Source organism: Azospirillum brasilense, assembly GCF_001315015.1.
Classification (GTDB): Bacteria; Pseudomonadota; Alphaproteobacteria; order Azospirillales; family Azospirillaceae; genus Azospirillum; species Azospirillum brasilense.
Genome location: NZ_CP012914.1, coordinates 771,707 through 796,048, shown reverse-complemented (window position 1 = coordinate 796,048; position 24,342 = coordinate 771,707). Strand labels below are relative to the sequence as shown.

The 24,342-nt window shown below is 67.4% G+C and carries 25 protein-coding genes and 1 tRNA gene; 12 read left to right on the top strand and 14 right to left on the bottom strand.

The window, feature by feature from the left end:
• Positions 1-528, top strand: coding sequence for an SLOG cluster 4 domain-containing protein (locus AMK58_RS03620; RefSeq protein ID WP_035682347.1), 528 nt, complete (start codon positions 1-3; stop codon positions 526-528).
• A 43-nt stretch (positions 529-571) separates the two neighbouring features.
• Positions 572-1,804 (top strand): adenylate/guanylate cyclase domain-containing protein, encoded by a 1,233-nt coding sequence (locus AMK58_RS03615; RefSeq protein WP_035682345.1) that lies wholly within the window; start codon positions 572-574, stop codon positions 1,802-1,804.
• A 158-nt stretch (positions 1,805-1,962) separates the two neighbouring features.
• Here AMK58_RS03615 and AMK58_RS03610 read toward each other — a convergent pair whose 3' ends face one another.
• The 4 genes from AMK58_RS03610 to AMK58_RS03595 all read right to left on the bottom strand — a co-directional run bounded on the left by AMK58_RS03610 (position 1,963) and on the right by AMK58_RS03595 (position 8,179).
• Positions 1,963-3,519 (bottom strand): SpoVR family protein, encoded by a 1,557-nt coding sequence (locus tag AMK58_RS03610; protein ID WP_035682343.1) that lies wholly within the window; start codon positions 3,517-3,519, stop codon positions 1,963-1,965.
• A gap of 167 nt (positions 3,520-3,686) precedes the next feature.
• Positions 3,687-4,979: a YeaH/YhbH family protein gene (locus AMK58_RS03605; RefSeq protein WP_035682340.1), complete on the bottom strand. Its 1,293-nt coding sequence runs from the start codon at positions 4,977-4,979 to the stop codon at positions 3,687-3,689.
• A gap of 50 nt (positions 4,980-5,029) precedes the next feature.
• A complete protein-coding gene (locus AMK58_RS03600; protein WP_059398629.1) occupies positions 5,030-6,976 on the bottom strand; it encodes a PrkA family serine protein kinase in 1,947 nt (648 codons plus the stop codon).
• 813 nt (positions 6,977-7,789) lie between these two features.
• On the bottom strand, positions 7,790-8,179 hold the full coding sequence (locus AMK58_RS03595; RefSeq protein WP_035682335.1) for a response regulator: 390 nt from the start codon (positions 8,177-8,179) through the stop codon (positions 7,790-7,792).
• A gap of 159 nt (positions 8,180-8,338) precedes the next feature.
• Here AMK58_RS03595 and AMK58_RS03590 point away from each other — a divergent pair, with 159 nt between their 5' ends.
• A complete protein-coding gene (locus AMK58_RS03590; RefSeq protein ID WP_035682333.1) occupies positions 8,339-9,187 on the top strand; it encodes a DUF4743 domain-containing protein in 849 nt (282 codons plus the stop codon).
• A 30-nt stretch (positions 9,188-9,217) separates the two neighbouring features.
• Here AMK58_RS03590 and AMK58_RS03585 read toward each other — a convergent pair whose 3' ends face one another.
• The 3 genes from AMK58_RS03585 to AMK58_RS30820 form a co-directional block, all read right to left on the bottom strand.
• Positions 9,218-10,780 (bottom strand): hybrid sensor histidine kinase/response regulator, encoded by a 1,563-nt coding sequence (locus tag AMK58_RS03585; RefSeq protein ID WP_059398628.1) that lies wholly within the window; start codon positions 10,778-10,780, stop codon positions 9,218-9,220.
• Between the two features lie 168 nt (positions 10,781-10,948).
• Positions 10,949-11,800, bottom strand: coding sequence for a tRNA glutamyl-Q(34) synthetase GluQRS (gene gluQRS / locus AMK58_RS03580; RefSeq protein ID WP_035682332.1), 852 nt, complete (start codon positions 11,798-11,800; stop codon positions 10,949-10,951).
• A 76-nt stretch (positions 11,801-11,876) separates the two neighbouring features.
• Positions 11,877-12,044, bottom strand: a complete 168-nt coding sequence (locus AMK58_RS30820) for a hypothetical protein (RefSeq protein WP_014241314.1) — start codon at positions 12,042-12,044, stop codon at positions 11,877-11,879.
• Between the two features lie 332 nt (positions 12,045-12,376).
• On the opposite strand from AMK58_RS30820, the gene AMK58_RS03575 reads away from it, so the two are divergent.
• Together AMK58_RS03575 and AMK58_RS29400 are read left to right on the top strand one after the other, a co-directional pair.
• On the top strand, positions 12,377-12,940 hold the full coding sequence (locus AMK58_RS03575) for an HNH endonuclease (protein WP_014241315.1): 564 nt from the start codon (positions 12,377-12,379) through the stop codon (positions 12,938-12,940).
• Positions 12,941-12,982: 42 nt separating this feature from the next.
• Positions 12,983-13,135 (top strand): DUF1289 domain-containing protein, encoded by a 153-nt coding sequence (locus tag AMK58_RS29400; RefSeq protein WP_079285116.1) that lies wholly within the window; start codon positions 12,983-12,985, stop codon positions 13,133-13,135.
• Positions 13,136-13,172: 37 nt separating this feature from the next.
• On the opposite strand, the gene AMK58_RS03570 is transcribed toward AMK58_RS29400, so the two are convergent.
• Positions 13,173-13,787 (bottom strand): demethoxyubiquinone hydroxylase family protein, encoded by a 615-nt coding sequence (locus AMK58_RS03570; RefSeq protein ID WP_104675378.1) that lies wholly within the window; start codon positions 13,785-13,787, stop codon positions 13,173-13,175.
• A complete protein-coding gene (locus AMK58_RS03565) occupies positions 13,784-14,314 on the bottom strand; it encodes a disulfide bond formation protein B (RefSeq protein WP_035682329.1) in 531 nt (176 codons plus the stop codon). Before AMK58_RS03565 ends, AMK58_RS03570 begins: the two co-directional genes overlap by 4 nt.
• A gap of 137 nt (positions 14,315-14,451) precedes the next feature.
• On the opposite strand from AMK58_RS03565, the gene AMK58_RS03560 reads away from it, so the two are divergent.
• From AMK58_RS03560 to AMK58_RS03550, 3 genes are all read left to right on the top strand, one after another.
• A tRNA-Leu gene (locus tag AMK58_RS03560) sits at positions 14,452-14,538 on the top strand.
• A gap of 109 nt (positions 14,539-14,647) precedes the next feature.
• The gene (locus tag AMK58_RS03555; RefSeq protein ID WP_035682327.1) at positions 14,648-15,043 is read left to right on the top strand and encodes a (R)-mandelonitrile lyase; all 396 of its coding nucleotides are present in this window, start codon (positions 14,648-14,650) and stop codon (positions 15,041-15,043) included.
• A gap of 147 nt (positions 15,044-15,190) precedes the next feature.
• Entirely contained in the window at positions 15,191-15,583 is a 393-nt protein-coding gene (locus tag AMK58_RS03550) for a c-type cytochrome (protein WP_035682325.1), read from the top strand.
• A gap of 15 nt (positions 15,584-15,598) precedes the next feature.
• Here the strand turns inward: AMK58_RS03550 and AMK58_RS03545 are convergent, their stop codons facing one another.
• A complete protein-coding gene (locus AMK58_RS03545; RefSeq protein ID WP_035682322.1) occupies positions 15,599-16,186 on the bottom strand; it encodes a PQQ-dependent catabolism-associated CXXCW motif protein in 588 nt (195 codons plus the stop codon).
• A gap of 428 nt (positions 16,187-16,614) precedes the next feature.
• Between AMK58_RS03545 and AMK58_RS03540 the strand changes: the two genes are divergently transcribed.
• From AMK58_RS03540 to AMK58_RS03525, 4 genes are all read left to right on the top strand, one after another.
• Positions 16,615-17,601, top strand: a complete 987-nt coding sequence (locus AMK58_RS03540; RefSeq protein ID WP_079285117.1) for an ABC transporter substrate-binding protein — start codon at positions 16,615-16,617, stop codon at positions 17,599-17,601.
• Complete coding sequence (locus AMK58_RS03535) at positions 17,601-18,359, top strand: ABC transporter permease (RefSeq protein ID WP_059398627.1); 759 nt, start codon at positions 17,601-17,603, stop codon at positions 18,357-18,359. The genes AMK58_RS03540 and AMK58_RS03535 overlap by 1 nt, the downstream gene beginning before the upstream one ends.
• Positions 18,250-19,059, top strand: coding sequence for an ABC transporter ATP-binding protein (locus AMK58_RS03530; protein WP_079285140.1), 810 nt, complete (start codon positions 18,250-18,252; stop codon positions 19,057-19,059). The genes AMK58_RS03535 and AMK58_RS03530 overlap by 110 nt, the downstream gene beginning before the upstream one ends.
• A gap of 90 nt (positions 19,060-19,149) precedes the next feature.
• On the top strand, positions 19,150-19,596 hold the full coding sequence (locus AMK58_RS03525; RefSeq protein ID WP_035679537.1) for a hypothetical protein: 447 nt from the start codon (positions 19,150-19,152) through the stop codon (positions 19,594-19,596).
• Between the two features lie 17 nt (positions 19,597-19,613).
• On the opposite strand, the gene AMK58_RS03520 is transcribed toward AMK58_RS03525, so the two are convergent.
• The 4 genes from AMK58_RS03520 to AMK58_RS03505 form a co-directional block, all read right to left on the bottom strand.
• Positions 19,614-20,279 carry a response regulator gene (locus AMK58_RS03520; protein WP_014241328.1) on the bottom strand — a complete coding sequence of 222 codons (666 nt, stop codon included), beginning with the start codon at positions 20,277-20,279 and terminating at the stop codon, positions 19,614-19,616.
• 226 nt (positions 20,280-20,505) lie between these two features.
• Positions 20,506-22,257 carry a methanol/ethanol family PQQ-dependent dehydrogenase gene (locus AMK58_RS03515; RefSeq protein ID WP_035679539.1) on the bottom strand — a complete coding sequence of 584 codons (1,752 nt, stop codon included), beginning with the start codon at positions 22,255-22,257 and terminating at the stop codon, positions 20,506-20,508.
• A gap of 272 nt (positions 22,258-22,529) precedes the next feature.
• Positions 22,530-23,459 (bottom strand): quinoprotein relay system zinc metallohydrolase 1, encoded by a 930-nt coding sequence (locus AMK58_RS03510; protein WP_035679540.1) that lies wholly within the window; start codon positions 23,457-23,459, stop codon positions 22,530-22,532.
• On the bottom strand, positions 23,456-24,256 hold the full coding sequence (locus tag AMK58_RS03505) for a quinoprotein dehydrogenase-associated SoxYZ-like carrier (RefSeq protein ID WP_035679541.1): 801 nt from the start codon (positions 24,254-24,256) through the stop codon (positions 23,456-23,458). Before AMK58_RS03505 ends, AMK58_RS03510 begins: the two co-directional genes overlap by 4 nt.
• Positions 24,257-24,342: the final 86 nt, after the last annotated feature.

The window sequence follows — 24,342 nt, the reverse complement described above, 5'->3', positions numbered from 1 at the left end:
ATGGCGATCATCGGCGTGATGGGGTCGGGGCAGGAGGAATGGGCGGATTACGCGGAGCCGCTCGGCGCGTGGATCGCCGCGGCCGGGCACGACCTGCTGACCGGAGGCGGCGGCGGGGTGATGCGCTCGGCCGCGCGGGCCTTCCACGGCACGCCGGGGCGCCAGGGCCGCTCCATCGGCATCCTGCCGTCCGAGCCCGACCCGGTCCGCGGCCATGCGCCCCTGCCCGGCTACCCCAACCCCTACATCGACCTGCCCATCCTGACGCCCTTCGCGCGCAAGCCGGCCGGCGCGCCGCCGACGGAGCTGAGCCGCAACCACGTCAACATCCTGACCAGCGACGTCATCGTTGTCCTGCCCGGCCGCCACGGCACCTTGGATGAGGTCCGGCTAGCCCTGCGCTTCGGAAAGCCTATGATCGGTTTCGGACCGGAGCTTGACTTTCGGGCCATGCCCGCCGAATTGCGGACAACCGGCGACTTCGGAACGGTCACGGCCTTCATCGCGGACGCCCTGTCCCGCCGCTGACCCTCCGTTCCCGGAAAACGCGACCTGTGGCAGGATGGCGGGCATGGATGCGCAAGGGATTCTCGACCTCAGCCGCTGGATCGCGGAGGCCGGGCTGCGGGGGGTGCCGGAGACGGACCTCATCGGCGGCTTCTGCGAACGGCTGGTCGCGGCGGGCGTGCCGCTGACCCGGACGGTGGTCGGGGCGGACACGCTGCACCCGACCATCGCCGGCCATGTCGTCACCTGGGACAGCAGCGGGCGCAACGCCGCCGAGGTGCGCCGGACCGAGTATGGCGGCGACGGCAGCGATCCCGACATCGACGAGAAATGGCTGCGCAGCCCCTTCCACCGGCTCTACACCTCCGGCGAGACGATGCTGCGGCTGCGGCTGACCGACGGTGCGGAGGGCGGCGAGTTCCCGATCGTCGATGAGCTGCGGGCGCAGGGCGCCACCGACTACATGGCCATCGTCAACCGGCTCGGCCCCCGCGCCGCCATCGGGGAGCTGGACTGCATCTTCTCCTCCTGGGTGTCGCACCATCCGGACGGTTTCAGTGACGCCCAGCGCGACGCCCTGCTCACCCTCACCGGCAGTCTGGCGCTGGCGCTGCGCGGCCACGCCATGGCGCACATCGCCAACACGCTGGCCGAGACCTATCTGGGGCGGGACGCCGGCCACCGGGTGCTGCGCGGCCACATCCGCCGCGGCGTGGCGGAGGAGCTGGACGCCGTGCTGTGGTTCAGCGACCTCCAGGGCTTCACCCGCATCACCGACACGGCGGCCCCGGAAACCATCCTGCCGCTGCTGAACGACTATGCGGAACTGGTGGTGACGGCGATCCACCGGCACCACGGGCAGGTGCTGAAGTTCATGGGCGACGGCATCCTGGCCGTCTTCGACCGCTCCAGCGCCGAGGACGCCTGCCGCGCCGCCCTCGACGCGGCCGAGGAGGCGCGGGCGCGCTGCAAGGAGCTGAACGCCCGCCGCTCCGCCGCCGGGTTGCCGGTGACGCGCTTCTATCTCGGGCTGCACCAGGGGAAGGTGTTCTACGGCAACATCGGCGGGGTGGACCGTCTGGACTTCACCGTGGTCGGCCCGGCGGTGAACGAGGCCAGCCGCATCGCCGCCATGTGCCGGTCGCTCGACCAGGACATCCTGCTGTCCTCCGCCTTCACCGAGTCCGCCCCGGAATGCCGGGAGCGGCTGATCTCGGTGGGGCGCTACCTGCTGCGCGGCGTGGCGCGCCCGCAGGAGCTGTACACGCTGGACCCGGAGGCGTCGGGGTCGGCCTAAACCCTATCGGGAACGGGTGGGAGGGTGTTGCCCCCACCCCGGCCCTCCCCCGCTCTCGCGGGAGAGGGTGCCTTCCGCGAAGCACCGGCAGTCCCCTCCCCTGCGATAGCGGGGGAGGGTTAGGGAGGGGGCAAGAGCGGCCGAACTCCGCCCCCCCATCACCCCCCGATGCCGCTGGGTGCGGTGACGGCGTGCTCCTTCAGGATGGCGTCGGACAGGGCCGACACCTCGACGAGCTGGACCTCGTAGCCCCACAGGTTGGCGATGTGGCGCAGCACCGCCTTGGCGTCGCTCTCGTCCAGCAGCACGCCGTTGGTCACGCGATGGTGCAGGATCAGCTTGCGGTCGCCGGCCAGATCGACGTCGACGATCTGGATGTCCGGCTCCAGGAAGCCCAGGTCGTACTGCCGCGCCAGCAGCTTGCGGATGCCGCGGTAGCCGCGCTCGTTGTGGATGTTCTCGACCAGCAGATAGGGGTCTTCCGCGTCGTCGCGCACGCTGAACATCTTGAACTTCCGCATCAGGTGCGGGCTGAGATACTGGAGCACGAAGCTCTCGTCGCGGAAATTGGCCCAGGCGTCGCGCAGCGCGCCCATGCCGTCGCCCCGCCCGGCGAGGTCGGGGAACCAGTAGCGGTCCTCGTCGGTCGGGGTCTCGGCGATGCGCTGGATGTCCTGCATCATCGCGAAGCCCAGCGCGTAGGGGTTGATGCCCGAGAAGCGCTGGTCGTCGAACTCCGGCTGGAACACCACCGAGGTGTGCGAATGCAGGAATTCCAGCATCGCGCCTTCGCTGATCATCCCCCGCCGGTGCATCTCGTTCAGGATGGTGTAGTGGGTGTAGGTCGCACACCCCTCGTTCATCAGTTTGGTTTGCTTCTGCGGGTAGAAATACTGGGCCATGTGGCGGACGATGCGGAGGATCTCGCGCTGCCAATGCTCCAGCCGCGGGGCTTTCTTCTCCAGGAAATAGAGCAGATTCTCTTCGGGCAGGCCGAGCAGCTTCTTGCGCTCCGACACCGACTTGGACGGACGGTTGCCGCCGACGGCGACCTTCGGCACGGTGCGCCACAGGTCGTTGAAGGTCTGCTCCTGGTACTCCTGCCGCTCCCGCTCGCGCTTCTGCTCCAGCCGCAGGTCGAGGCTGCGCTTCTTCGGGTATTTGTGCACGCCCTGGTTCATCAGCGCGTGGGCGGCGTCGAGCACCCGCTCCACCGCGTGGTGGCCGTAGCGGTCCTCGCACTGGGCGATGTAGGACTTGGCGAATTCCAGATAGTCGAGGATGCCCTCGGCGTCCGTCCACTGCTGGAACAGCTGGTTGTTCTTGAAGAAGTGGTTGTGGCCGAAGGCGGCGTGGGCGATCACCAGAGTCTGCATCGTCATGGTGTTCTCTTCCATGATGTAGCTGATGCAGGGACTGGAGTTGATGACGATCTCGTAGGCGAGGCCGCGGTAGCCCTTGCGGTAGAGCATCTCGTCGCGGGCGAAATGCTTGCCGAAGGACCAGTGCTTGTACATCAGCGGCATGCCGATGGACGAATAGGCGTCGAGCATCTGCTCGGCGGTGATGACCTCGATCTGGTTGGGATAGACGTTGAGGCCCATGTCCTTCAGGGCGATGTCCTCGATGGCGTCGTAGACGCGCTTGATCTGGTCGTAATCCCAGTCCGCCCCGTCGTAGAGCAGGCTGTCGGTCTTGTCGATCACAGCGCTCATGCCTCACATCCTCTCAAACTCTGCGGGGTGTTGGCCCCGATTCTTTGGTGCGACGTCGCGGTGGCGGCCGTCGCCCCCTCCCTGACCCTCCCCCGCTTCGCAGGGGAGGGAAACGAAGCCCCCTCCCCTGCGTCAGCGGGGGAGGGTTGGGGTGGGGGCAAGGACGCCTATGCCCCCGCCTTCTCGCGGGCGAACAGGTCGCGGAAGACCGGGAAGATCTCCCGGCGGGAGCGGACGCGGCGCATGGCGATCGGCAGGTCCGGTCCCTGGACCGTCTTGTAGGTCCGCCACAACTCCGTCTCGCGGCCCAGCGCCGACAGGCCCATGTTGTGCTCCGCCGCCACCTCGATGTAGGCGAAGTACTGGCACAGCGGCAGGATGCCGTCCCGCAGCAAACCCGCCGACCGCGCGTTGTCCGACGACATGTTGTCGCCGTCCGACGCCTGGGCAGCGTAGATGTTCCACTCGTTCTCCGGATAGCGCTCCTTGACGATGCGCTGCATCTCCTCCAGCGCCGTGGAGACCACGGTGCCGCCGGTCTCGGTGGAGTAGAAGAACGTGTCCTCGTCCACCTCCTTGGCCTCGTGGGTGTGGCGGATGAAGACGATATCCACCGACCGGTAGCGCCGCTTCAGGAACAGGAACAGCAGCATGAAGAAGCGCTTGGCGAGGTCCTTCATGTGCTCGGTCATCGAGCCGGAGACGTCCATCAGGCAGAACATGACCGCCTGCGCGATGGGCTTCGGCACCGTCTCGAACCGGTTGTAGCGGACGTCGATCGGATCGATGAAGGGGATGCGCTTGGAGCGAAGATAGTGCCGCTCCAACTGGTCGCGCATCTCCCGCAGCTTCTCGGGATCCTCGCCGCGGTCCTCCGCCTCGCGCAGAAGAGCCTCCAACTCCAGCATGTCCGCCGGCTTGGGGCGCTTCAGCGCGATGCGCCGGCTGAGGCTGTTGCGCATGGTGCGGACGAGGTTCAGGTTGGCCGGCGAGCCGGTCACCGAATAGCCCGCCCGCGTCAGCGAGTGGGACTCCGTCTGCTTGACCTTCTGCTTGACGAGGTCGGGAAGCTCCAGGTCCTCCAGGAAGATGTCCAGGAACTCCTCGCGGGACAGGACGAAGCGGAAGTCGTCGTCGCCCTCCCCGTCCGGACTGCCTTCGTTGCCGCCCCGACCGCCGCCGCTCTCGGGCCGCGCGATGGTGTCTCCCTCCACATACTCCTTGTTGCCCGGCACGACGTAGTCGCGCACGCCGCCGGCCCCGGAGCGGTGGAAGGAGGGCTCCCGCACGCCGCCGGTCGAGATGGTCACCTTCTCGCCGTTTTCGATGTCCTGGATGCCGCGTTTGCCGGAGGCATCCCGCACCGCCTTCACCACCTGCTCCTTGGCACGGCGCAGGAAACGCTGGCGGTTGGCCAGGCTCTTGCCTTGCGGATTCAGGCGACGGTCGATGATGTTCATCAAGGGGGAGCCCCTCCTACCCGTTCACGCTCGTGTGGCGAAGCGGGCCGTCAGCCGGCCTGCTTCACGCGCATGTACCACTCGACCAACCGGCGGACCTGCCGCTCGGTGTAGCCGCGCGACATCATGCGCGACACGAACTCGTTGTGCTTCTTCTCGGTCTCGCCGTCCTTCTTGGACCCGAAGCTGATGACCGGAAGCAGATCCTCCACCTGGGAGAACATGCGTTTCTCGATCACCTCACGGATTTTCTCGTAGGACGTCCAGGAGGGGTTGCGCCCGGCGTTCGCCGCCCGCGCGCGCAACGCGAACTTGACGACCTCGTTTCGGAAGTCCTTCGGGTTGGCGATCCCGGCGGGCTTCTCGATCTTGGTCAGCTCCTGGTTCAGAAGCTCGCGGTTCATCAACTGGCCGGTGTCCGGATCCTTGAAGTCCTGGTCCTCGATCCACGCGTCGGCGTAGTCCACATAGCGGTCGAACAGGTTCTGCCCGTAGTCGCTGTAGGACTCCAGATACGCCTTCTGGATCTCGTTGCCGATGAACTCCGCATAGCGCGGCGCCATCTCGGCCTTGATGAACTCGATGTACTTCTTCTCGGTGTCGTCGGGAAACTGCTCCCGCTTGATTGACTGCTCCAGGATGTACATCAGATGGACGGGATCGGCCGAGATCTCGTTGGAGTCGTAGTTGAAGGTCGCGGCCAGCACCTTGAAGGCGAAGCGGGTGGAGATGCCGTCCATGCCCTCGTCCACGCCCGCCTGGTCGCGGTATTCCTGCATGGACTTGGCCTTGGGGTCGGTCTCCTTCATGCTCTCGCCGTCGTAGACGCGCATCTTGGAGTAGAGGCTGGAGTTCGGATGGTCGCGCATGCGCGACAGCACCGAGAACTTCGCCAGCATCTCCAACGTTGACGGCGCGCAGGGCGCGGTCGCGAGGTCGGAGCCCTTGACCAGCTTGTCGTAGATCCGCTGCTCCTCCTGCACGCGCAGGCAGTAGGGGACCTTGATGACGCAGATGCGGTCGATGAAGGCTTCGTTGTTCTTGTTGTTCTTGAAGGACTGCCACTCCGCCTCGTTCGAGTGGGCGAGGATGATGCCCTGGAACGGGATGGCGCCGATGTTCTCCGAGCCGACGTAGTTGCCCTCCTGGGTCGCCGTCAGCAGCGGGTGGAGCATCTTGATCGGGGCCTTGAACATCTCGACGAATTCCAGCAGGCCCTGGCTGGCCCGGTTCAGGCCGCCGGAGAAGCTGTAGGCGTCGGGATCGTTCTGGCTGTACACCTCCAGCTTGCGGATGTCGACCTTGCCGACCAGCGAGGAGATGTCCTGGTTGTTCTCGTCGCCCGGCTCCGTCTTGGTGACGCAGATCTGGCGCAGCTTGCTGGGGTGCAGCTTGACGACGCGGAAGCGGGAGATGTCGCCGCCGAACTCGTCCAGCCGCTTCACCGCCCAGGGGCTCATCAGCCCGGTCAGGCGGCGGCGCGGGATGCCGTAACGGTCCTCCAGCAGGTCGCCCATCTCGTCCGGGTTGAAGAGGCCGAGCGGGCTTTCGAAGACCGGGCTGATCTCCTTGCCGGCCTTCAGCACATAGACCGGGCATTTCTCCATCAGCGACTTCAGCCGCTCCGCCAGCGACGACTTGCCGCCGCCCACCGGCCCCAGCAGGTAGAGGATCTGCTTGCGCTCCTCCAGACCCTGCGCGGCGTGGCGGAAGAAGCCGACGATCCGCTCGATCGTCTCCTCCATGCCGTAGAAGTCGGCGAAGGCCGGATAGATCTTGATCGTCCGGTTCATGAAGATTCGGCCAAGGCGCGGGTCCTTGGCGGTGTCGACGATTTCCGGTTCGCCGATGGCGGCGAGGATGCGCTCCGGCGCGGAGGCATACATCATCGGGTCGTCGCGGCATTCCTGGAGGTATTCCGTGAGGCTCATCTCGACCTCACGGCGCCCCTCGTAGGACTGTGTGTAGCGCGTGAACAGTTCGTCGGCCGGGAACATTCCGCTCTCCGTGTCTCTTAGTCCGATGCGTCGGGGCTGCCGCCGGGGGACCCGGGCGGCGGGGGCGGCACCTGCCGCAGGTGCGAACTCTGGGGCGTCACGGACACAACGGTCCCGCGGCACCCCCGCTCACCGTCGAAAGCCAGACCTTTTATCCAGTTGCGGTTCAAATGAAGCGCCCCCTTCGGAGTGCTAAACTCGAATGCTTCAAAACTGAATGTAATGCTCGACCTAGAGCTTTCCAGGAGGAAAGCCTTGATAGTCTGAAAAGAGAGGCGGCCGGAGACACCGGTCATTTGTAATAGACCACGCGGCCGGGTTGTCCGGAATGGCCGGGGTGCAAGCACCGGCGGAACGGGCCGCAAGAAAAACGAAGGTCGGCAGGGCTGAGATTTGCAACCGGCTTCCGGAGCGCAGCCCGGATGCCGTTCGTCGGGGACTCGCTGGACCTTGCCGATCACCCATCGACCTCCAGTGCATCCTCGCGCCCTAACCAACTAAGGCGCTACGGTTAACAGCAAGCGTGACGGATATTCCTTAACAACCCGCTTCCGCGCCCATCGCCGCCTTGCCTCAGGATATTAACGCATGGGCGACGGGCGTGGTCCACACCTTCCAAAGAAGGATGGTGAGCCTCATCACAGCAGATCAACAAGGCAGAATTTGGGTGAGCCGCCTTTGCCATTGCGGCGCACAATCCGTGGGGATTACGGAAGACGGCTGGAATCAAGCACTTGGCCGCGTTTTTGCAGTCCTGCCACAGGTCGGGGAAAAAGTGTGACCGGCGGGGCCGTCCTTGGTCGCAACGCGTCCTCAGCCGAGCTTGGCGCCCAGCGTCCCCTTCAACGACTCCGGCGTGGCCGGCTTGACGATGAAGGTGTCGGCGCCAAAGGCTGCGGCTTCGTCCATGCGGCTCTGGTCGGTGCGGTTCGTCATGAAGACCACCGGCAGCGCGCGGTGGCGGGCGTCGGGGCTGGTCCGCAAGGCCTTCAGAAATCCCAACCCGTCCATCGGCTGCATCTCCACATCGCAGACGACCAGATCGGGTTGATGCGCCTGTACGGCGGCCAGCCCGGCCTCGCCGTCGGCGGCCTGATGGACGGAGCGGAAACCCAGCGTGGCCAGCATCTTCGCCAACACCATGCGGGTGAAGCTCTCGTCCTCTATCACAAGAACCGAAAAATCCCCGAACGCCGCCGGCATCGCCCTGTTCTCCCGAGTCCGATAGGCCGTGTGTGTACGCCGCAAGCACGTCCTTTGCAACCGGTTGGCATTGCTTTTGGCTGGCCGGGCGACTGGCGAGGAATCGGTTCCCGGAAGAACGGTTGCACAGCGGGGGGCGCTGCGGCTACACGGGGTCGCATGAGCTTCCTCGACCACATCCGCGCGTGCAACGCGCACGACCTTTCCGGTTTCCGTCCGTTCGAGCTGGAAGGCCATCGTCTCGGCTGGGTCCGCCACGCGCTGGCCGAGCAGCTTCCCGGCGTCGATCCGGGCTTCGTCGTCACCACCGACCGGGTGACGCTGGCCCCGGAGGTCCGCGACTTCGAGGCGCGGTCCTCCGTGCTGGCGCACGCCGCCCAGTTCCTCGTCGAGACGGGGGCGGTTTCCGCCCTGCGCGGCGAGTTCTACCCGGTCATGCCGTCCTGGGGAGCCGAGCCGCTGATGCGCATCGACCGCGCGGTGGTGGCGCAGTTCGGCACCCCCGCCTACGGGCTGCACGTCAACGGTTTCGTCCGCCAGCCGGACGGCGGCCTGTCGCTGTGGATCGGGCGCCGCGCCCGCGACCGCGAGGTGGCGCCGGGCAAGCTCGACAACATGATCGCCGGCGGCCAGCCGATCGGCCTGACGCTGGCGGAGAACCTCGTCAAGGAAGCGCAGGAGGAGGCGGGGATCGACGCCGCCCTGGCGTCCCGTGCCGTCCCCGTCGGGGCCGTCACCTACCGCATGGAGACGGAGGCCGGGCTGAAGCAGGACACGCTGTTCCTCTACGACCTGGAACTCGACGCGGATTTCGTCCCGCAAAACACCGACGGCGAGGTCGAACGGTTCGAGCTGTGGCCGCTGGACCGCGTCGCAGAGTCGGTGCGCGCGACGAAGGACTGGAAATTCAACGTGAATCTCGTCGTCATCGACTTCATGGTCCGTCACGGCTGGCTGACGCCGGATGAGCCGGACTATCTGGAGATCGTGCGGGGCCTGCGGCGGTAGGCGCTGCGACCTCAACAACCGTTCCGCCGGTCATTCCGCCGCGGCGCGCGCCCGAGCCTCCTCCAGGTGGGACGACAGCTCGGACAGGGTGACCGGCTTGTGCAGCAGGGTGAAGCCGCTGCGCCGCGCCTCGCGGATGCGGTCGGGGCTGGTGTCGCCGGTCAGCAGGATCGCCGGGATGAGGTCTCCGGCGAAAGCGTGGACGTCGCGGATGGCGTCCACCCCCGTCCGCCCGTGGCGCAGGCGGTAGTCGGCGATGATGACATCGGGAAGCCGCTCCGCCCCGTCGAGCTGGCGCAGCGCCTCCTCCCCCGACGCGGCGGCCAGCACATCCCACCCCCACTGCTCCAGCACAAGCCGCAGGCTCTGCAGGATCAGTTCCTCGTCGTCGATGATCAGGGCCAGCGCGCCGGGCCGTTCCAAGGACGGCATGGCGCGTTCCGTCGCGTTGGGATTCCAGGAAGCGTGCAAGGGAACCTCCACCGTAAAGCATGTGCCCCGCCCCATACGCGACCGCACGCGGACCGGCAGGCCAAGCAGACGCGACAGCCGCCTCACCACCGCCAGCCCGAGGCCGAGGCCACGGCTGCGGTCGCGTTCGACGTTGCCGAGCTGAACGAACTCCTCGAAAATCTCGTCAAGTTTGTCGGTGGGGATGCCGATGCCCGTGTCCGCCACCTCGATGCACAGCATCATCCCCCGCCGCCGGCACCCCAGGAGGACGCCACCGGACGCCGTGTAGCGCACCGCATTGTCGAGCAGGTGACGCAACAGCCGTTCCAGCAGGGCGGCGTCGCTGCGGACCTGCGCCTTCAGCGGGCGCACCCGCAGCTTCAGTCCTTTGGCGGCCGCGCGCGGGCTGTAGTCGGCCTTCAGACGCTCCATCATTTCGGCCACCGCGAAAGGCGCCATGTCGGGCGAGACGATCCCGGAGTCGAGCCGGGACACGTCCAGCAACGCGTCGAGCAGGCCGCGCATCGCCTCGATCGCCCGGTTCATCGTCTGGACCAGCGGCAACTGCGGATGATCGGCCAGCCGTTCCGCCAGGACCGCGCCGAACAGGGTGAGCGACTGGGCAGGCTGGCGCAGGTCATGGCTGGCTGCCGCCAGGAAGCGCACCTTGGTCTGGCCGGCGCGCTTCACCTCGTCCTGCGCGGCGCGCAGGCGATCCTCCTGTCCGCGCAGCCGTGCCTCCACGCCCATGCGGCGGTTGGCGTCCGCCGCGGTCATGACGATGCCGGTGGGCTCGCCACCGGGCTCCGCCGTCAGCGGCGTCAGCGCGATGTCGAACCAGTTTCCGTCACCCGTCAGGCTCAGTTCCTGGACCAGCCCCCGCCCCGCGGCGGCCATCGCCTGGGCGAAGCGCTCCGCCGCGTCCTCCCGGCCGCCCCAGACGAACGCGCCGGCCATGGGTTGCCCGATCAGCAGATCTTGCGGGCATCCGATGGCGCGCAGCATCGCCGCGTTGAGATCGGCAATGCGTCCCTGGCGATCGAGCAGGGCGACCGCCACGCCGATCGCGTCGAAAACCCGCCGCAGTCCGGCGGAGGCGGCGGGACGACGGCCGTCCCCCGCCACATCCTCCTCTCGCATCGCTTGCCCCCTTCGGATTGCAAGCCGGCCGACCATTTGGCGCCAACCATTGGGAAGTGCAAACAATCGGTCGCGATTCAAAAGATACGTGCAAGAGGAAGGAGTTTCCAGGCGACCCGCCTCAAACGGATAGATTGGCAATCATTGTAATACACAGTTGGTGGTAGATCATAACTCTTCCGGAAAGCCGGCCGAGGCGCGCACCTCCGCCGCTGTCAGCCCTGATTCCCGAAGAGATCGCAAGGTCTTGGCGTTGTCCCGCTTGGCAAGACGCTCGCCCCGCTCATTCACCAGCAAAGAGTGATGTTCGTAATCGGGAGGGACGACTCGAAGAAGTTCTTGAAGAAGACGATGCACGTGCGTCGCGAAAAAAAGGTCCTCGCCGCGCGTCACCAGGGTCACGCCCTGGAGGTGATCGTCCACGGTAACCGCCAGATGATAGCTCGTCGGGGCGTCCTTGCGGGCCAGGACGACGTCGCCCAGGATGCCCGGCGTGGCGTCCTGCCAGCCGCGCCGCCGGTCGTGCCAGCGCAGCGGTCCAGTCATCGCCATGGCCTTCTCCACATCCAGCCGCAAGGCATAGGCTTGGCCCGCAGCGACGCGGTCTTCCCGCTCAAGTTCCGATAGACCACGGCAGGTACCCGGATAGAGCGGACCATCCGGCCCGTGCGGGGCATGGCCGGCGCGGGCGATCTCCGCAGCAATGTCCTTGCGGGTGCAGAAGCAGGGGTAGACGGCGCCCAGGCCACCGAGCCGCGCCAAGGCAGCGCGGTAATCGTCGAGATGCTCCGACTGGCGGCGCACCGGCTCTTCCCAGGTCAGGCCCAGCCAGGCCAGATCCTCGCGCAGGTCGCGGTCGAACTCGGAACGGCAGCGCTGCGGGTCGATGTCCTCGATGCGCAGCAGGAAGCGCCCTCCGGCCTTACGGGCGGTGGTCCAGCCAAACAGAGCGGAATGGGCGTGCCCGAGATGGAGATGGCCGGTCGGGCTCGGCGCAAAGCGGGTGACGACGTCGGTCATTCCCGCCTTATACCCCAACCGCGCCCGGCCCGCATGTGGGTCGGGCGCCGCGGATGGAGGACGCGGATGGCGGGGGTCAGATGTAGGGATTGTCCTTGATCGGCTCGACCGGGATGTCCTCGCCCTCCAGATACATGGCGAGGCGGCGGCGCAGTTCGCGGTCGAAGGCGTCAATGCGGCGCTGGCGGTCGCGCTCTTCGCGCTCGGCGCGTTTCTCGGCAAGGTCGATGATCGTGGCGCTCATGGATGTTCCCTTTGAAAGCGTCCCCCTAGGGCGCCGTCACCATCTCAGAGCATGGTTAACGCTCAGTAACCACGATGTCGGAAAATGCATGTTCAAGGCACCACAACCAAATGTCACAGGTATCCTGTCGCCCTGCCGGAAACGCCGGAGCCCTGCCCATCGAAAGGGTTACAGGATCGTGAAGAAATGACGCAGTGCGGCGCGACATATTGAGTTCGAAGCACAAATCAACTATGTATCTGGTGTTCCGGTCACCCGGCGGCGTGTCATCCCGCAAGGGGGAGCGGAACACCAGAAAGGTTCCAGACACGTCTCAGATAAGGGAGTGGCCATTGGCTCCACCACCCGATCACTGTCCGGCCCTGGTGCTGAACGCCGACTTTCGGCCGCTCAGCTACTTCCCTCTGTCGCTCTGGTCCTGGCAGGAGGCGGTCAAGGCCGTCTTTCTGGACCGGGTGAACATCATCTCCGAATATGATCGCGTCGTCCGCTCCCCCACTTTCGAGGTCAAGCTGCCGAGCGTCATTTCGTTGAAGGAGTTCATCCCGGCGACGCGGCGGCCGGCCTTCACCCGATTCAACGTTTTCCTGCGCGACCGCTTCACCTGCCAGTATTGCGGCCACCACTTTCCCACGCAGGAACTGACCTTCGACCACGTCATTCCACGGTCGCGCGGCGGGCGCACCACCTGGGACAACGTCGTCACCTCCTGCTCGGCCTGCAATCTGGCGAAGGGAAACAGGCTGCCGCACAGTTGCGGCATGATCCCCCTCAGTCCCCCGTTCCAGCCGAGTGCCTACCAGCTTCAAGAGAACGGACGTGCATTCCCGCCAAACTTCCTTCACGAAAGTTGGCGGGATTTTCTTTATTGGGACACCGAACTCGATCCGATATAGAAACGCCGCGATCGGGAAGACTGGACCGGGAAAGATTTGGGTATGGACGACGAGAATCCCTGCGTGGGCATCTGCATCATCGGCGAGGATGGCTATTGCGAAGGCTGCGGGCGGAGCGAGGACGAGATCTACGGCACGCCGCCCGCCCCGGCACCCATCCCGGCGGAAACCGGAGCGGACGGCAAAGCCGCCTGAGTCCGCTCCGCTCGCCCCCCGGTCACACCCGCGCCCGTCACACCCGTTCGGCCACCCAGATGACCGCCTTGGTGCCGGCCTTGATGGCGGCCGACAGCACCGGATAGGCTGGGGCCTGCTCCGCGCCGTTGAGCAGGCCAATGTCGCGATGCTCCACCTCTTCCGCCTGGAATTTGAGGATGGAGGTCTTCAACTCCTCCTCTTCCGGGCCGAGGTGCTTCAGCTGCGCCTCGTAATGGCCGTCGATGACCTGCTCGACGGCAACGGTGCAGGCCATGGCCGCCCGCTCGCCCATCACCGCGGTTCCAGCGCCCAGCAGGAAGCCGGCGACGTGCCACAGCGGCTGCAGCACGGTCGGGCGAACCTGACGGGCGACAAGCTGCTTTTCGAAATACTGGAGATGCTCCAGCTCCTGATCGGCCATGTGGCGCAGGGTCTTGGCGTGCCGGCCGCGGCCCATGACGGAGAGCTGGCCTTCGTAGATGCGCTTGGCCCCATACTCGCCGGCATGATCCACGCGCACGATCCGCGCCAGCCGCTGTTCCGGAGTCGGGTCGCCGGGCAGGCGCCCGCGCGGGCGGGGCCGCGGGGCGGGCGACTCGCCGGTGGGCGGGGTGGAAGCGGTGGCGGCAGTGGCGTCGAGCGGGGTCATGCGAAGGTCCTGGAAACCGAGGTCCGGATGTAGGCGGCACGGGCCGCCGCGAAGGCGAAGGCGGACAACGCCAGCGAAATCACGACGTTGTAGCCCGCCATCGAGATCCCGAACAGCGACCACGCCACTTCGTCGCAGCGGGTGACCGGGGCGGCGAGCACCTGGGCGCGCAACTCCTCCAGCGTCTGGGGCGCGCGTCCTCCGCCAGCGCCGCAGGCCGAGGTACCGGCCCACCAATGCTGCTCCACCCCCACATGGTAGGCGGCGATCCCGGCACCGGCCAGCAGGGCCAGCCCGCTCGCCACCAGCAGCGCGTCGCCCAGCCCGCGCCACTGGCGGAACAGCAGGGTCACGATGCCGAAGGCCATGACCGCGCCGTAGGGCACGCGCTGCCACAGGCACAGGACGCAGGGCTGGTAGCCCAGCACGAACTGGAAAAACAGCGCGGCGGCCAGCACGCCGGCGCTGGCGATGGCCAGAAGCCCGGCGGTGTAGCGCGGATCGTCGATGGGGAGGCGGTTCGTCATGAGGGTGAGATTAGCGCGCCCCACAGGCTTAGGCCAGACACGCCGACGCATCCGCACAAAACACTTTGTCCCAGGGCCATTTCCCCTCTATATAGCGGGCACCGGTCGCCGCGAGCGCCGGGTCCGGCAGGCACCGTGCGGGCGTGGCGGAATTGGTAGACGCAGCGGACTCAAAATCCGCCGTCCTCACGGATATGTCGGTTCGAGTCCGACCGCCCGCACCACCTCCCCTCCTGTGCCTGCTCCACGGACCGCCGAAAGGTCACATCCGCCCTCCCTGCCTGTTTCTGCCAGACGGCCCCGGACCTGGGGCAGCGAGCGGAGGATTTGACAATGGACATCACCCGGATTGGCACGCAGCCATCCGTCACCGGACCTGCCGACTGGTTCACCGGCACCGTCCGCATCGACCCCATCATCCAGGCCAGCGCTCCGGCCCGCACGGCGGCGGCCAGCGTCACCTTCGAACCCGGCGCCCGTACGGCGTGGCACACCCATCCGCTGGGGCAGACGCTGATCGTCACCGCCGGCTTCGGCCGGGTCCAGCATGAGGGCGGTCCCGTCGAGGAAATCCGCCCCGGCGATGTCGTCTGGTTTCCCCCCGGCGAGAAGCACTGGCACGGCGCGTCGCCGACCATGTTCATGACCCACATCGCCATCCAGGAGCAACTGGACGGCAAGGCGGTGGACTGGATGGAAAAGGTCACCGACGAGCAGTATGGGGGGTGAGGCAAGAGGACCAGCCCCAAAACCTCATTGCCTGTGCGGGCTTGTTCCAAAGTCCAATTCGGCCGCCCGACCCAGCCACCTAAAATGTGCGGCATCGACCGCCGCCGCGACCGGCGCCGCGGATTTCTGGCTGGGGAGCCATCTCACATGACCGTTTCCAGATTCGTCATCGTCGCCGCCCTTCTGCTTGCCGCCGGGACGGCCAACGCCGAAAGCGGACCCGAGCCCAAGACGGCCGAGGAGGCCGCCGGCAAGCAGGTCTTTCATCAGTGCGCGGCCTGCCATTCGCTGGATTCCAGTAAGAACGCCTTCGGCCCGAGCCTGTACAACGTCGTCGGGCGCAAGGCCGGCTCGATCCCGCGCTTCGACTATTCCAACGCGCTGAAGACGTCCAACATCACCTGGACCGAGGACAACCTGCGCCACTGGATCGCCGGCAACGACAACTTCGTGCCCGGCACCCGCATGCGGCACGTCGCCATCACCGACCCGGCGGAGCAGGACTATCTGATCGCCTTCCTGAAGTCGCTGAAGCAGTAAGCATCGAAAGGCCGGTTACGGTGCGGCGACCGCAACCGGCTTCCCGTTCTCGGTCGGCAGGCCGGCCTCGGCCCAGCCGTCCGCCCCGTCGCGGTACCAGTGGACGCGGCGGTAGCCCATCTCCAGGGCGCGCTTGCCCGCGTTCCACGACATCCAGCAATCCGCCAGACAGTAGAACAGCAGGCCGCGCCCGCGGTCGCCGCCGGTCAGCCGCTCCAGGTTGGACCGGAAATAGCCGTCCAGCTCCGGCGTCAGCGCGCCGAGCCCGACGTTGGGCAGCCAGACGCTGCCGGGGATCTGCGGAAAGGGCTTCGGAACCAGCCAGGGACCGCCGGGCAGCGTGCTGCGGTCCAGCTTCATCACGTTGATGGGAAGGGCCGCACCCGACTCCACCAGAGCGCGGGCCCGCACCGTGTCCACCGTCTCGGCCCCGGGCAACGACGCCGGGGTGGGCGACCGGTATTCGGCCATCCGGTAGCCATCGGGCACCGGAACCATGTCTGCCGCGACGTCTCCCGCCGGCCCGGCCAGCAACAGCGCCAGCCCGGCGGCGCCCAGCCATCCTGCGCGCACCACCTTCCCTCCCCGATTGTTCTGCGGCATCCACGAAATCCCCCCGTGCCCGACAGGGTCAAGTTGCCCGATAGTCGAATACCGGGGACCGGTGGGCGGGGCCTAAGCTCATTGTTCGCCATCGTGGAATTCCCGCGTTCCGCTGCGCCACCGCACCGCAGAGGCCTGCCTTGCAAACGACCGCAGGACGCATCATCATCAGGCTAGGGAGACAAGGGTGGCTAGACCCCTGCCTCCCGGCCCGATCCTTAGCGGTTCAGGAGATCAAGGATGCCCTTGATCACCCGAAGCAGCAGGATCAGGAGAGTGAGGATCTTTTCCATCCTCGACGCCTCCTTGTGATTGGACATGGGGTGATGGGACACGGGCGGTGGCCAATCCGCCGCCCTGTCCACCGCGCAACCATGACGCGCCCCAGCCTCCGTACATATGCAATTTTTGACGCAAGGGGCGGTGCCATGCGCCTGATGTCCCTCGTCCGGCTGTTTCTGGTCCTGGCGCTGGTCTGCGTCGCCTCCGTGACGCATGCGGCGGACCGGCCCACGGTGACCATCGGGGTGCTGAAATTCGGCACGGTCAGCTGGGAGCTGGACGTCATCCGCCACCACCGGCTGGACGAGGCCGCCGGCTTCGAGCTGAAGCAGATGGATCTGGCGAGCGGCCAAGCCGCCCAGATCGCCCTGCAGGGCGGGGCGGTGGACATGATCGCCAGCGATTGGCTGTGGGTGGCCCGCCAACGCGCGGCGGGGGCCGACCTGACCTTCATTCCCCATTCCGCGGCGGTCGGCGCGCTGATGGTGCCGGCGGCCTCTCCCATCGCCTCGGTCGCCGACCTGAAGGGCCGGCGCATCGGCGTCGCCGGAACCCCCATCGACAAGAGCTGGCTGCTGCTGAAGGCGTTGGCCCGCGACCGCTACGCGCTCGACCTCGACGCCGCGGCGACGCCGGTCTTCGTCGCCCCGCCCCTGCTGAACCAGAAGGCCGCGACGGGGGAGCTGGACGCGGTGCTGAATTTCTGGCCCTACGCCGCCCGTCTCCAGGCGGCGGGGATGCGGACGGTCATCGGGGTGGACGGGATGATGCGGGACCTCGGCCTGTCGGCCCAGGTGCCGGCGGTCGGCTTCGTCTTCCATGAGGGCTGGGCCAAGGCCAACCCGGCGGCGCTCGACGCCTTCGTCGCCGCCTCGCGCAAGGCCAAGGCGATCATGGCGCAATCGGACGCGGAGTGGGACCGGCTGCGCCCGCTGATGACGGCGGAGGACGAGGCCACCTGGGCGGCGCTGCGCGACCAGTTCCGCGCCGGCATCCCGAACCGCTGGACGGAGGAGGAGCGGGAGGCCGCGGCCAAACTCTACGGGCTGATGGCCAAGCTCGGCGGGCGGGAGCTGGTGGGCACCGCCATGGCCCTGCCGGACGGCACCTTCTGGCCGGGGGTCCATTTCTGATGCGGTGGCGGCGGCTGGCCCCGGTCCTGTCGCTGGCTCTGCTGGTCGGGCTGTGGGCCGTCGCCGCGGAGTTGGCGGCCAGCCGCAGCCTGCCCGGCCCCGCCGCCGTGCTGTCCGTGCTGGTCCGCGAGGCGGCGGACGGCGCGTTGTTCTATCATCTGGGGATCACGCTGGCGCGCATGGCCGCGGCCTTCGTCATCGCCATGTCCATCGGCTCGGCGCTGGGCATCCTGCTCGGCCGCTCGGCCACCGCCGACCGGCTGTTCGGACTGTGGCTGACCGTGTTCCTCAACATCCCGGCGCTGGTCGTGATCGTGCTCGCCTATGTCTGGTTCGGCCTGACCGAGGCGGCGGCGGTCGGCGCGGTCGCCGTCAACAAGATCCCCAACGTCGTGGTCGTCCTGCGCGAGGGGACGCGCGCCATCGACGAGCAGTATGTCGAGATGGCGCGGACCTTCCGCATGGCGCGGTCGGACGTGCTGCGCCATGTGCTGCTGCCCCAGCTCACCCCCTACTTCGCCGCGGCGGCGCGGTCCGGCCTTGCGCTGATCTGGAAGATCGTGCTGGTGGTCGAGCTTCTGGGCCGCAGCGACGGGGTGGGATTCCAGATCCACCTCTTTTTCCAGATGTTCGATGTGGCCGGCATTCTTGCGTACACCGTCGCCTTCGTGGCCGTCGTCCAACTTCTCGAGCTCTGCGTCCTGCAACCCGTCGAGCAGCGGCTCACCCGCTGGCGGCCGGTGCGCGCTGAGGCTTGATATCCGCTCCAAGCGCTTCGCCGGGCGGGAGGTCATCCGTGGCCTGTCGCTGACGGCCGCGCCGGGCGAATTCCTGGCGCTGGTCGGTCCGTCCGGCTGCGGCAAAACGACCGCTCTGACCATCGCCGCCGGGCTGGACCGTGATTTCGATGGAACGCTCGACTTCGGCGGGCCTGAGCCGGTGCTTGGCTGCGTGTTCCAGACGCCCCGCCTGCTGCCCTGGCGCACGGTGCGGCAGAATGTGGCGCTGGTGCTGCCCAAGGCGCGGCGGAGCGACGGCACGGCGGAACGCTGGCTGGCCGCCATGGGGCTGGAGGCGGTGGCCGACGAGTACCCGGCCCGCCTGTCCGGCGGCATGGCGCGGCGGGTGGCCCTGGCCCGCGCCTTCGCGGTCGAACCGGGCCTGCTGCTGATGGACGAGCCCTTCGTCTCGCTGGACGAGCCGACGGCGCAGCGGATGCGCGCCCTCCTCACGACGATGCTGGAGCGGTCCCCGGCCACGGTGCTGTTCGTCACCCACAATCTGCGCGAGGCGATCCAACTGGCCGACCGCATCCTGGTGATGGCCCCCGGTCCGACGCGGGTGGCGGCGGAGGTGCCGCTGGAAACGCCGCGCGCCTTGCGCGACGACGCGCTGGTCGAGCGCGTGCGGGCGGACCTGCTGACCCGGCCCGATCCGGCTTTCCGGCTGCTGGCCTGACTCTTTCGCCGAAACTGTGAAGCGGCTCACACCCGCCGCCGGCCGCCGGGCGCAGTCTGTCCCGCTGCGACGAAACCGGCGGAGACGACGATGCGCACCCTGTTGCTGCCCCTGTTCAGGCCCCTGCTTCTGCTGGGCGCCGGCCTGACGCTCCTGTCCGGCGCGGCGCGCGCCGGGGAGATCGTAATCCTCGACCAGCACGGTCCCGGTCCCAACCACGCCGACCGGTCGCGCGATCTGGCGATCATCGGCGATTCAGCCACCGGCTCTTCCATCGTCATCATCGAACGGACGACGCGCGACGAACAACTCGGGCGGCGGGACCCCGGCCTGGAGGCCCGGCGCGCCACGCGCAAGGCGGAGGCGAAGCGGCGCAGCAAGGACAAGGACTGGTCGGATTGGGCGGAGTTCGACGGCCACAGCCTGGACGGCTTCGGCTGGCTCGACGGCCCGGTGCCGCTCGGCTTCGGGCGGGGCGATCCGGGGCAGGAGGCGGCGCGCGCCGCCGCGGACGCGCGGCGGATGCGGAACCGCTGAAGGAACGGCCCGCCGGCTCAGATGCCGAAGCGGGCCTTTTCCAGTTGCAGGCGGTTGGCGAAGACCACGGCCTGGGTGCGGCTGTAGACCTTCAGTTTTTGCAGGATCGCCGAGACGTGGGCCTTCACGGTGGTTTCCGTGATGCTCAGCTCATAGGCGATTTCCTTGTTCAGCTTGCCGGTGCCCAGCATCTCCAGCACGCGGAGCTGCTGCGCCGTCAGGGTGGACAGGCGGCGGGCGATCTCCGCCGTCTCCTCGTCCTCCGCCGCGGCGCCCTCCTCGACCGAGGCGGGCAGGTAGACCTCCCCGGCCAGGATCTGGCGCAGCGCGCCGGCGATGGCGTCCCGCGGCGTCGATTTCGGGATGAAGCCGGCGGCGCCGCAACGCACCGCCTCCAGCATCACCTTGCGGTCCTCGTGCGCCGAGACGACGGCGACGGGGATGGCCGGGAAGCGGCGGCGCAGGGCGATCAGCCCGGTCAGTCCGTTCATGCCCGGCATGTTGAGGTCGAGCAGGACGAGGTCCGGCTCCCCCTTGCCGCCGTGCATGGAGTCGAGGATGGAGATGGTTTCGTCCAGGCAACCGGCCTCGTGGATCTCCTGCGCCTGGCAGGAGTAGAGGACGGCGCTGCGCAGGGCGTCGCGCACCAGCGGATGATCGTCCGCAATCAGAATTCGGCTCATGGCGTGGTTTCCACGCTCATTGTTTCGGGGCGTTTCCGATGGCGATCATGCCGGACCGTTCAAGAATGCGCAAGGACTGGAACGGGTATTCCCCAATTCAGCCAATCGTAGGCAATTCCGTTCCAAATCCCGTTCCAAATCCTGTTGCAAGCGATTCGCAAGAAAAGACGGCCCAAACCCTTCGGGCCGCCCTTTCCTGGTCCGGTCACGGCACGGGGTTTCCCCGTCAGGCCTTCGGCAGCTTGAAGACCCAGAGCGAGCCGCCCTGGTTGATGTCCTTGACCAGCTTGGCCACGTCGCCGCCCCACAGCGGCACCGCACCGCCCCAGCCGGAGACCACCGCCACATACTGCTCGCCGTCCTGCTCCCAGGTGACCGGGGAGCCGACGACGCCGGAGCCGGTGTTGAACTTCCAGACCTCCTTGCCGGACTTCGCGTCGAACGCCTTCAGGTAGCCTTCCGGCGTGCCGGTGAAGACGAGGTTGCCGCCGGTGGTCAGCACGCCGCCCCACAGCGGCGCCGGGTTCTTGTATTCCCAGACGATCTTGCCGGTCTTCGGGTCGATGGCGCGCAGCGCGCCGATGTAGTCGTCGTACAGCGGCTTGATGGTGAAGCCCGCGCCCAGATAGGCGGCACCCTTCTTGTAGGTGATCGGCTCGTTCCAGATGTCCATGCCCCACTCGTTGGCCGGGACGTAGAACAGCTCGGTCGCCGGGCTGTAGGCCATCGGCATCCAGTTCTTGGCGCCGAGGAAGGCCGGGGCGGCAAAGACCGACGTGCCCTTCTCCGCACCGACCGGAGTGCCCGGACGGTTGTCGTCGTTGTAGACCGGCCGCCCGGTCTTCACGTCGATCTCCTTGGCCCAGGTGATCTTGGTGACGAAGGGCGAGGCGCTGAGCAGCTTCCCGTTGGTGCGGTCGAGCACGTAGAAGAAGCCGTTGCGGTCGGCCTTGGCGCCGGCCTTGATGGTCTGGCCGTCCTTCTTCAGGTCGAAGGACACCAGCTCGTTCACGCCGTCGAAGTCCCAGCCGTCGTGCGGCGTGGTCTGATAGTGCCACTTGATGTCGCCGTTGGCCGGGTCGATGGCCAGCGTCGAGGAGGTGTAGAGGTTGTCGCCCGGACGCAGGTGCGAGTTCCAGGGCGCCGGGTTGCCGGTGCCGAAGAACAGCGTCTTGGTTTCCGGGTCGTAGGTGCCGCCCAGCCAGGTGGCGCCGCCGCCGGTCTTGTAGAGATCGCCTGACCAGCTCGCGTTCATCACGCCGGTCATGGTCGATTCCTTGCCATTGAGGGTGCCCATGTTGCCCTCGATGGTCGGGCGCTGCCAGACCAGCTCGCCCGTCTCGGCGTCGCGCGCCTCGACCATGCCGATGATGCCGAACTCGCCGCCGGAATTGCCGGTGATGACCTTGCCGTCGACGATCAGCGGGGCGGCGGTCGCCGAATAGCCGGCCTTGTAGTCCTCGATCTTCTTCGACCAGACGACCTTTCCGGTGTCCTTGTTGAGCGCGACCAGACGGGCGTCCAGCGTCGCGAAGTAGATCTTGTCCTTGTAAAGCGCGGCGCCACGGTTCACCACGTCGCAGCAGGGCATGATGCCTTCGGGCAGGCGGTGGTCGTACTGCCACTTCTTCTGCCCGGTCTTCACGTCCACCGCGTAGAGACGCGAGTAGGAGCCGGTGACGTAGATCGTGCCGTCATGGATGATCGGCTGCGACTCCTGCCCGCGCTGCTTCTCGCCGCCGAAGGAGAAGGACCACACCGGCACCAGCCCCTTGACGGTGTCCGGGTTCAGCTTGTCGAGCGGGCTGAAGCGCTGCGCCTGAGGACCCATGCCGTAGGTCAGGACGTCGCCCGTCGACTTGGCGTCGTTCAGCAGGTCGTCGTTGCTCGGCCCATCGGCTGCCAATGCGGGGCCGCTCAGGCCAAGGCCGGCGGCCATGGCGCTCGCAAGCAGGCAGGTGCGGAAGAGACGCTTCATGGTGCGGATACCTCCCAGGGGAATGGACAGCCGGAGGCGCGGGCAGAGATCATTCGCAGACGAATTGGCGGAATCCGTCTGCCTCGTCCACCCGCCTCGGCTTCTTTTCAGAACAATCAGGGGTTCGACGCAGGGGCGCCGCGGCATCGCGAAGCCCCTATCCTTCTGACAATAAAGCAGTTTACCGGCGCCCCAATTGGGGTCCATTGGCAAATAGTCGAATGGGGGGAGCGTTCTGCTGGACGACGGGAACCGTTTCATTACGAACGGCTTCAATTCACCCGTGGCAACACGGCCTTCTCGATCCGCGGCCAGAGATGCGAGACGGAGCGCCGGTACTCCTCGCGCAGCACGCCCATCCCGGCGAAGCGCTCGGGGATCGGCGCGTCGAGCAGTTCGGCCATATCGGCCCCGGCCTCCGCCCGCTCGCGCAGCGTGCGGTCCAGCCAGCTCAGCCAGTCGCGAGTCTGGGCGATGGCCGCCATGTCGGTGCGGATGCGCCCGTGGTTGGGCACCAGAACCGTCACGTCCAGCGCGTCAAGGGCATCCAGCGCCGCCAGCCATTGGCCGATGTCGGCGTGGGGCGTCGTCGGCGTCCGGTCGGAGAAGACGACTCCGCCGGCGAACAGCACGCCCGTCGTCTCATCCAGGATGGCGAGGTCGGCGGCGGTGTGGCCCTCCAGCGGGATCAGCCGCAGCCGGTGCGCGCCGAAGACGACGGTGGAACCGTAGACCGTCTCGGTCGGGACCAGCGGCTCGGTGCCGCGCATCCAGTCGCCGACGAGGCGGTACATGTTCTCGGTCATCCCTTGCCCCTCGGTCTTGATGCCCTCGATGGTGCCGGGGAGTGCGGCGATTGGAACGTCGGCGAAGGCGCGGTTGCCCAGCCAGTAGTCGGGGTGCAGGTTGCTGACGAAGACCTTGCGGATCGGCTTGTCGGTGACCGTGGCGATGGCCGCGCGCATCTCCTCGCCGAAGCGGCGCGACGGGCCGGTCTGGATCACGATCACCCCGTCGTCGGTCACGACGAAGCCGGGGTTGAGGATGTTGCCGCCGTTGGTTCGGGTGAAATGCTCCCGCGTGCCCTCGAAGACCCAGGTGTCAGGCGCGATGGCGACGGGCTTCAGATTGTAAGTCAGCGGGCCGGCGGCCCAGCCGGGCATGGCGGACAGAAGCAGAAACAGGCAGAGGATGAATCTCATGGCAGCGCTCCCTGCACCCAGGGCAGCGGGATGGGCGCCTTGACCTCGCCGCCCTGGTTGTCGCGCCCATCGAGCGTCAGGCTGCGCGCGCCCGCTGCGGGCTGCACCTCCAACGTGAAGACGGGGTTCTCGGACAGCGGCTCCGCCGTCTGGAGCCGGGCCAGCGCCCGCCCGTCGGCGTCGCGCAGGGTCAGCGCCTCAATGAAATAGGCGGGGATGCCGGCGACCAGCCCGGTGTCCATGGGGTGGCGGACGAGGAAGCGGACGCGCGTCGCCTTGTCTTCCCCTGTCGGCGCCCAGGCGCGGCCTTGCACCTCCCCCACATGGTCGGCCCAGTCGGCGGCGGCGTAGGTCGCGGGCGGCGCGGTGCAGCCGCCGCCCGCCGCGTCGAGCAGCTTGCCGCCGATGTGCCACACCCCGTCCGGCGTGCGCGCGGCGGCGCGCAGCGGTGTCGCCTGCTGCACCTTGAAGCGCGTGGCGATCACCGGCTTCGCGGCCAGCGGCTGGAAGCGCAGGATGACCGGGAAGGGGTTGAGGTCGGCGAACAGCACCATCTCCTCCACCGCGCCCAGCGCCGTGGCGTCGGCCATCACCGGGACGGCGGCGGCGTTCTCCGCGTTGTCGGGGGCGGTGACGGTCACGCGGTCGTCGAATTGCACGGGGGCCATTCCGAACAGCTCCGGCCGCAGCACGTCCCACATGACGGAGGCCAGTGGGTCGGCGGGCTCCGGCGGGTTGGCATAAGCCGGGCTGGAGAGCGCGGCCAGGAGCGCCGCGGCGGCGAGATGGCGGTTCATGGCGGTTTTCCCCCCTCCCTTGCATCGTTGTTCTTGTGTGGGCGCTTGCCCCCTCCCTAACCCTCCCCCGCCTTTGGCGAGGGAGG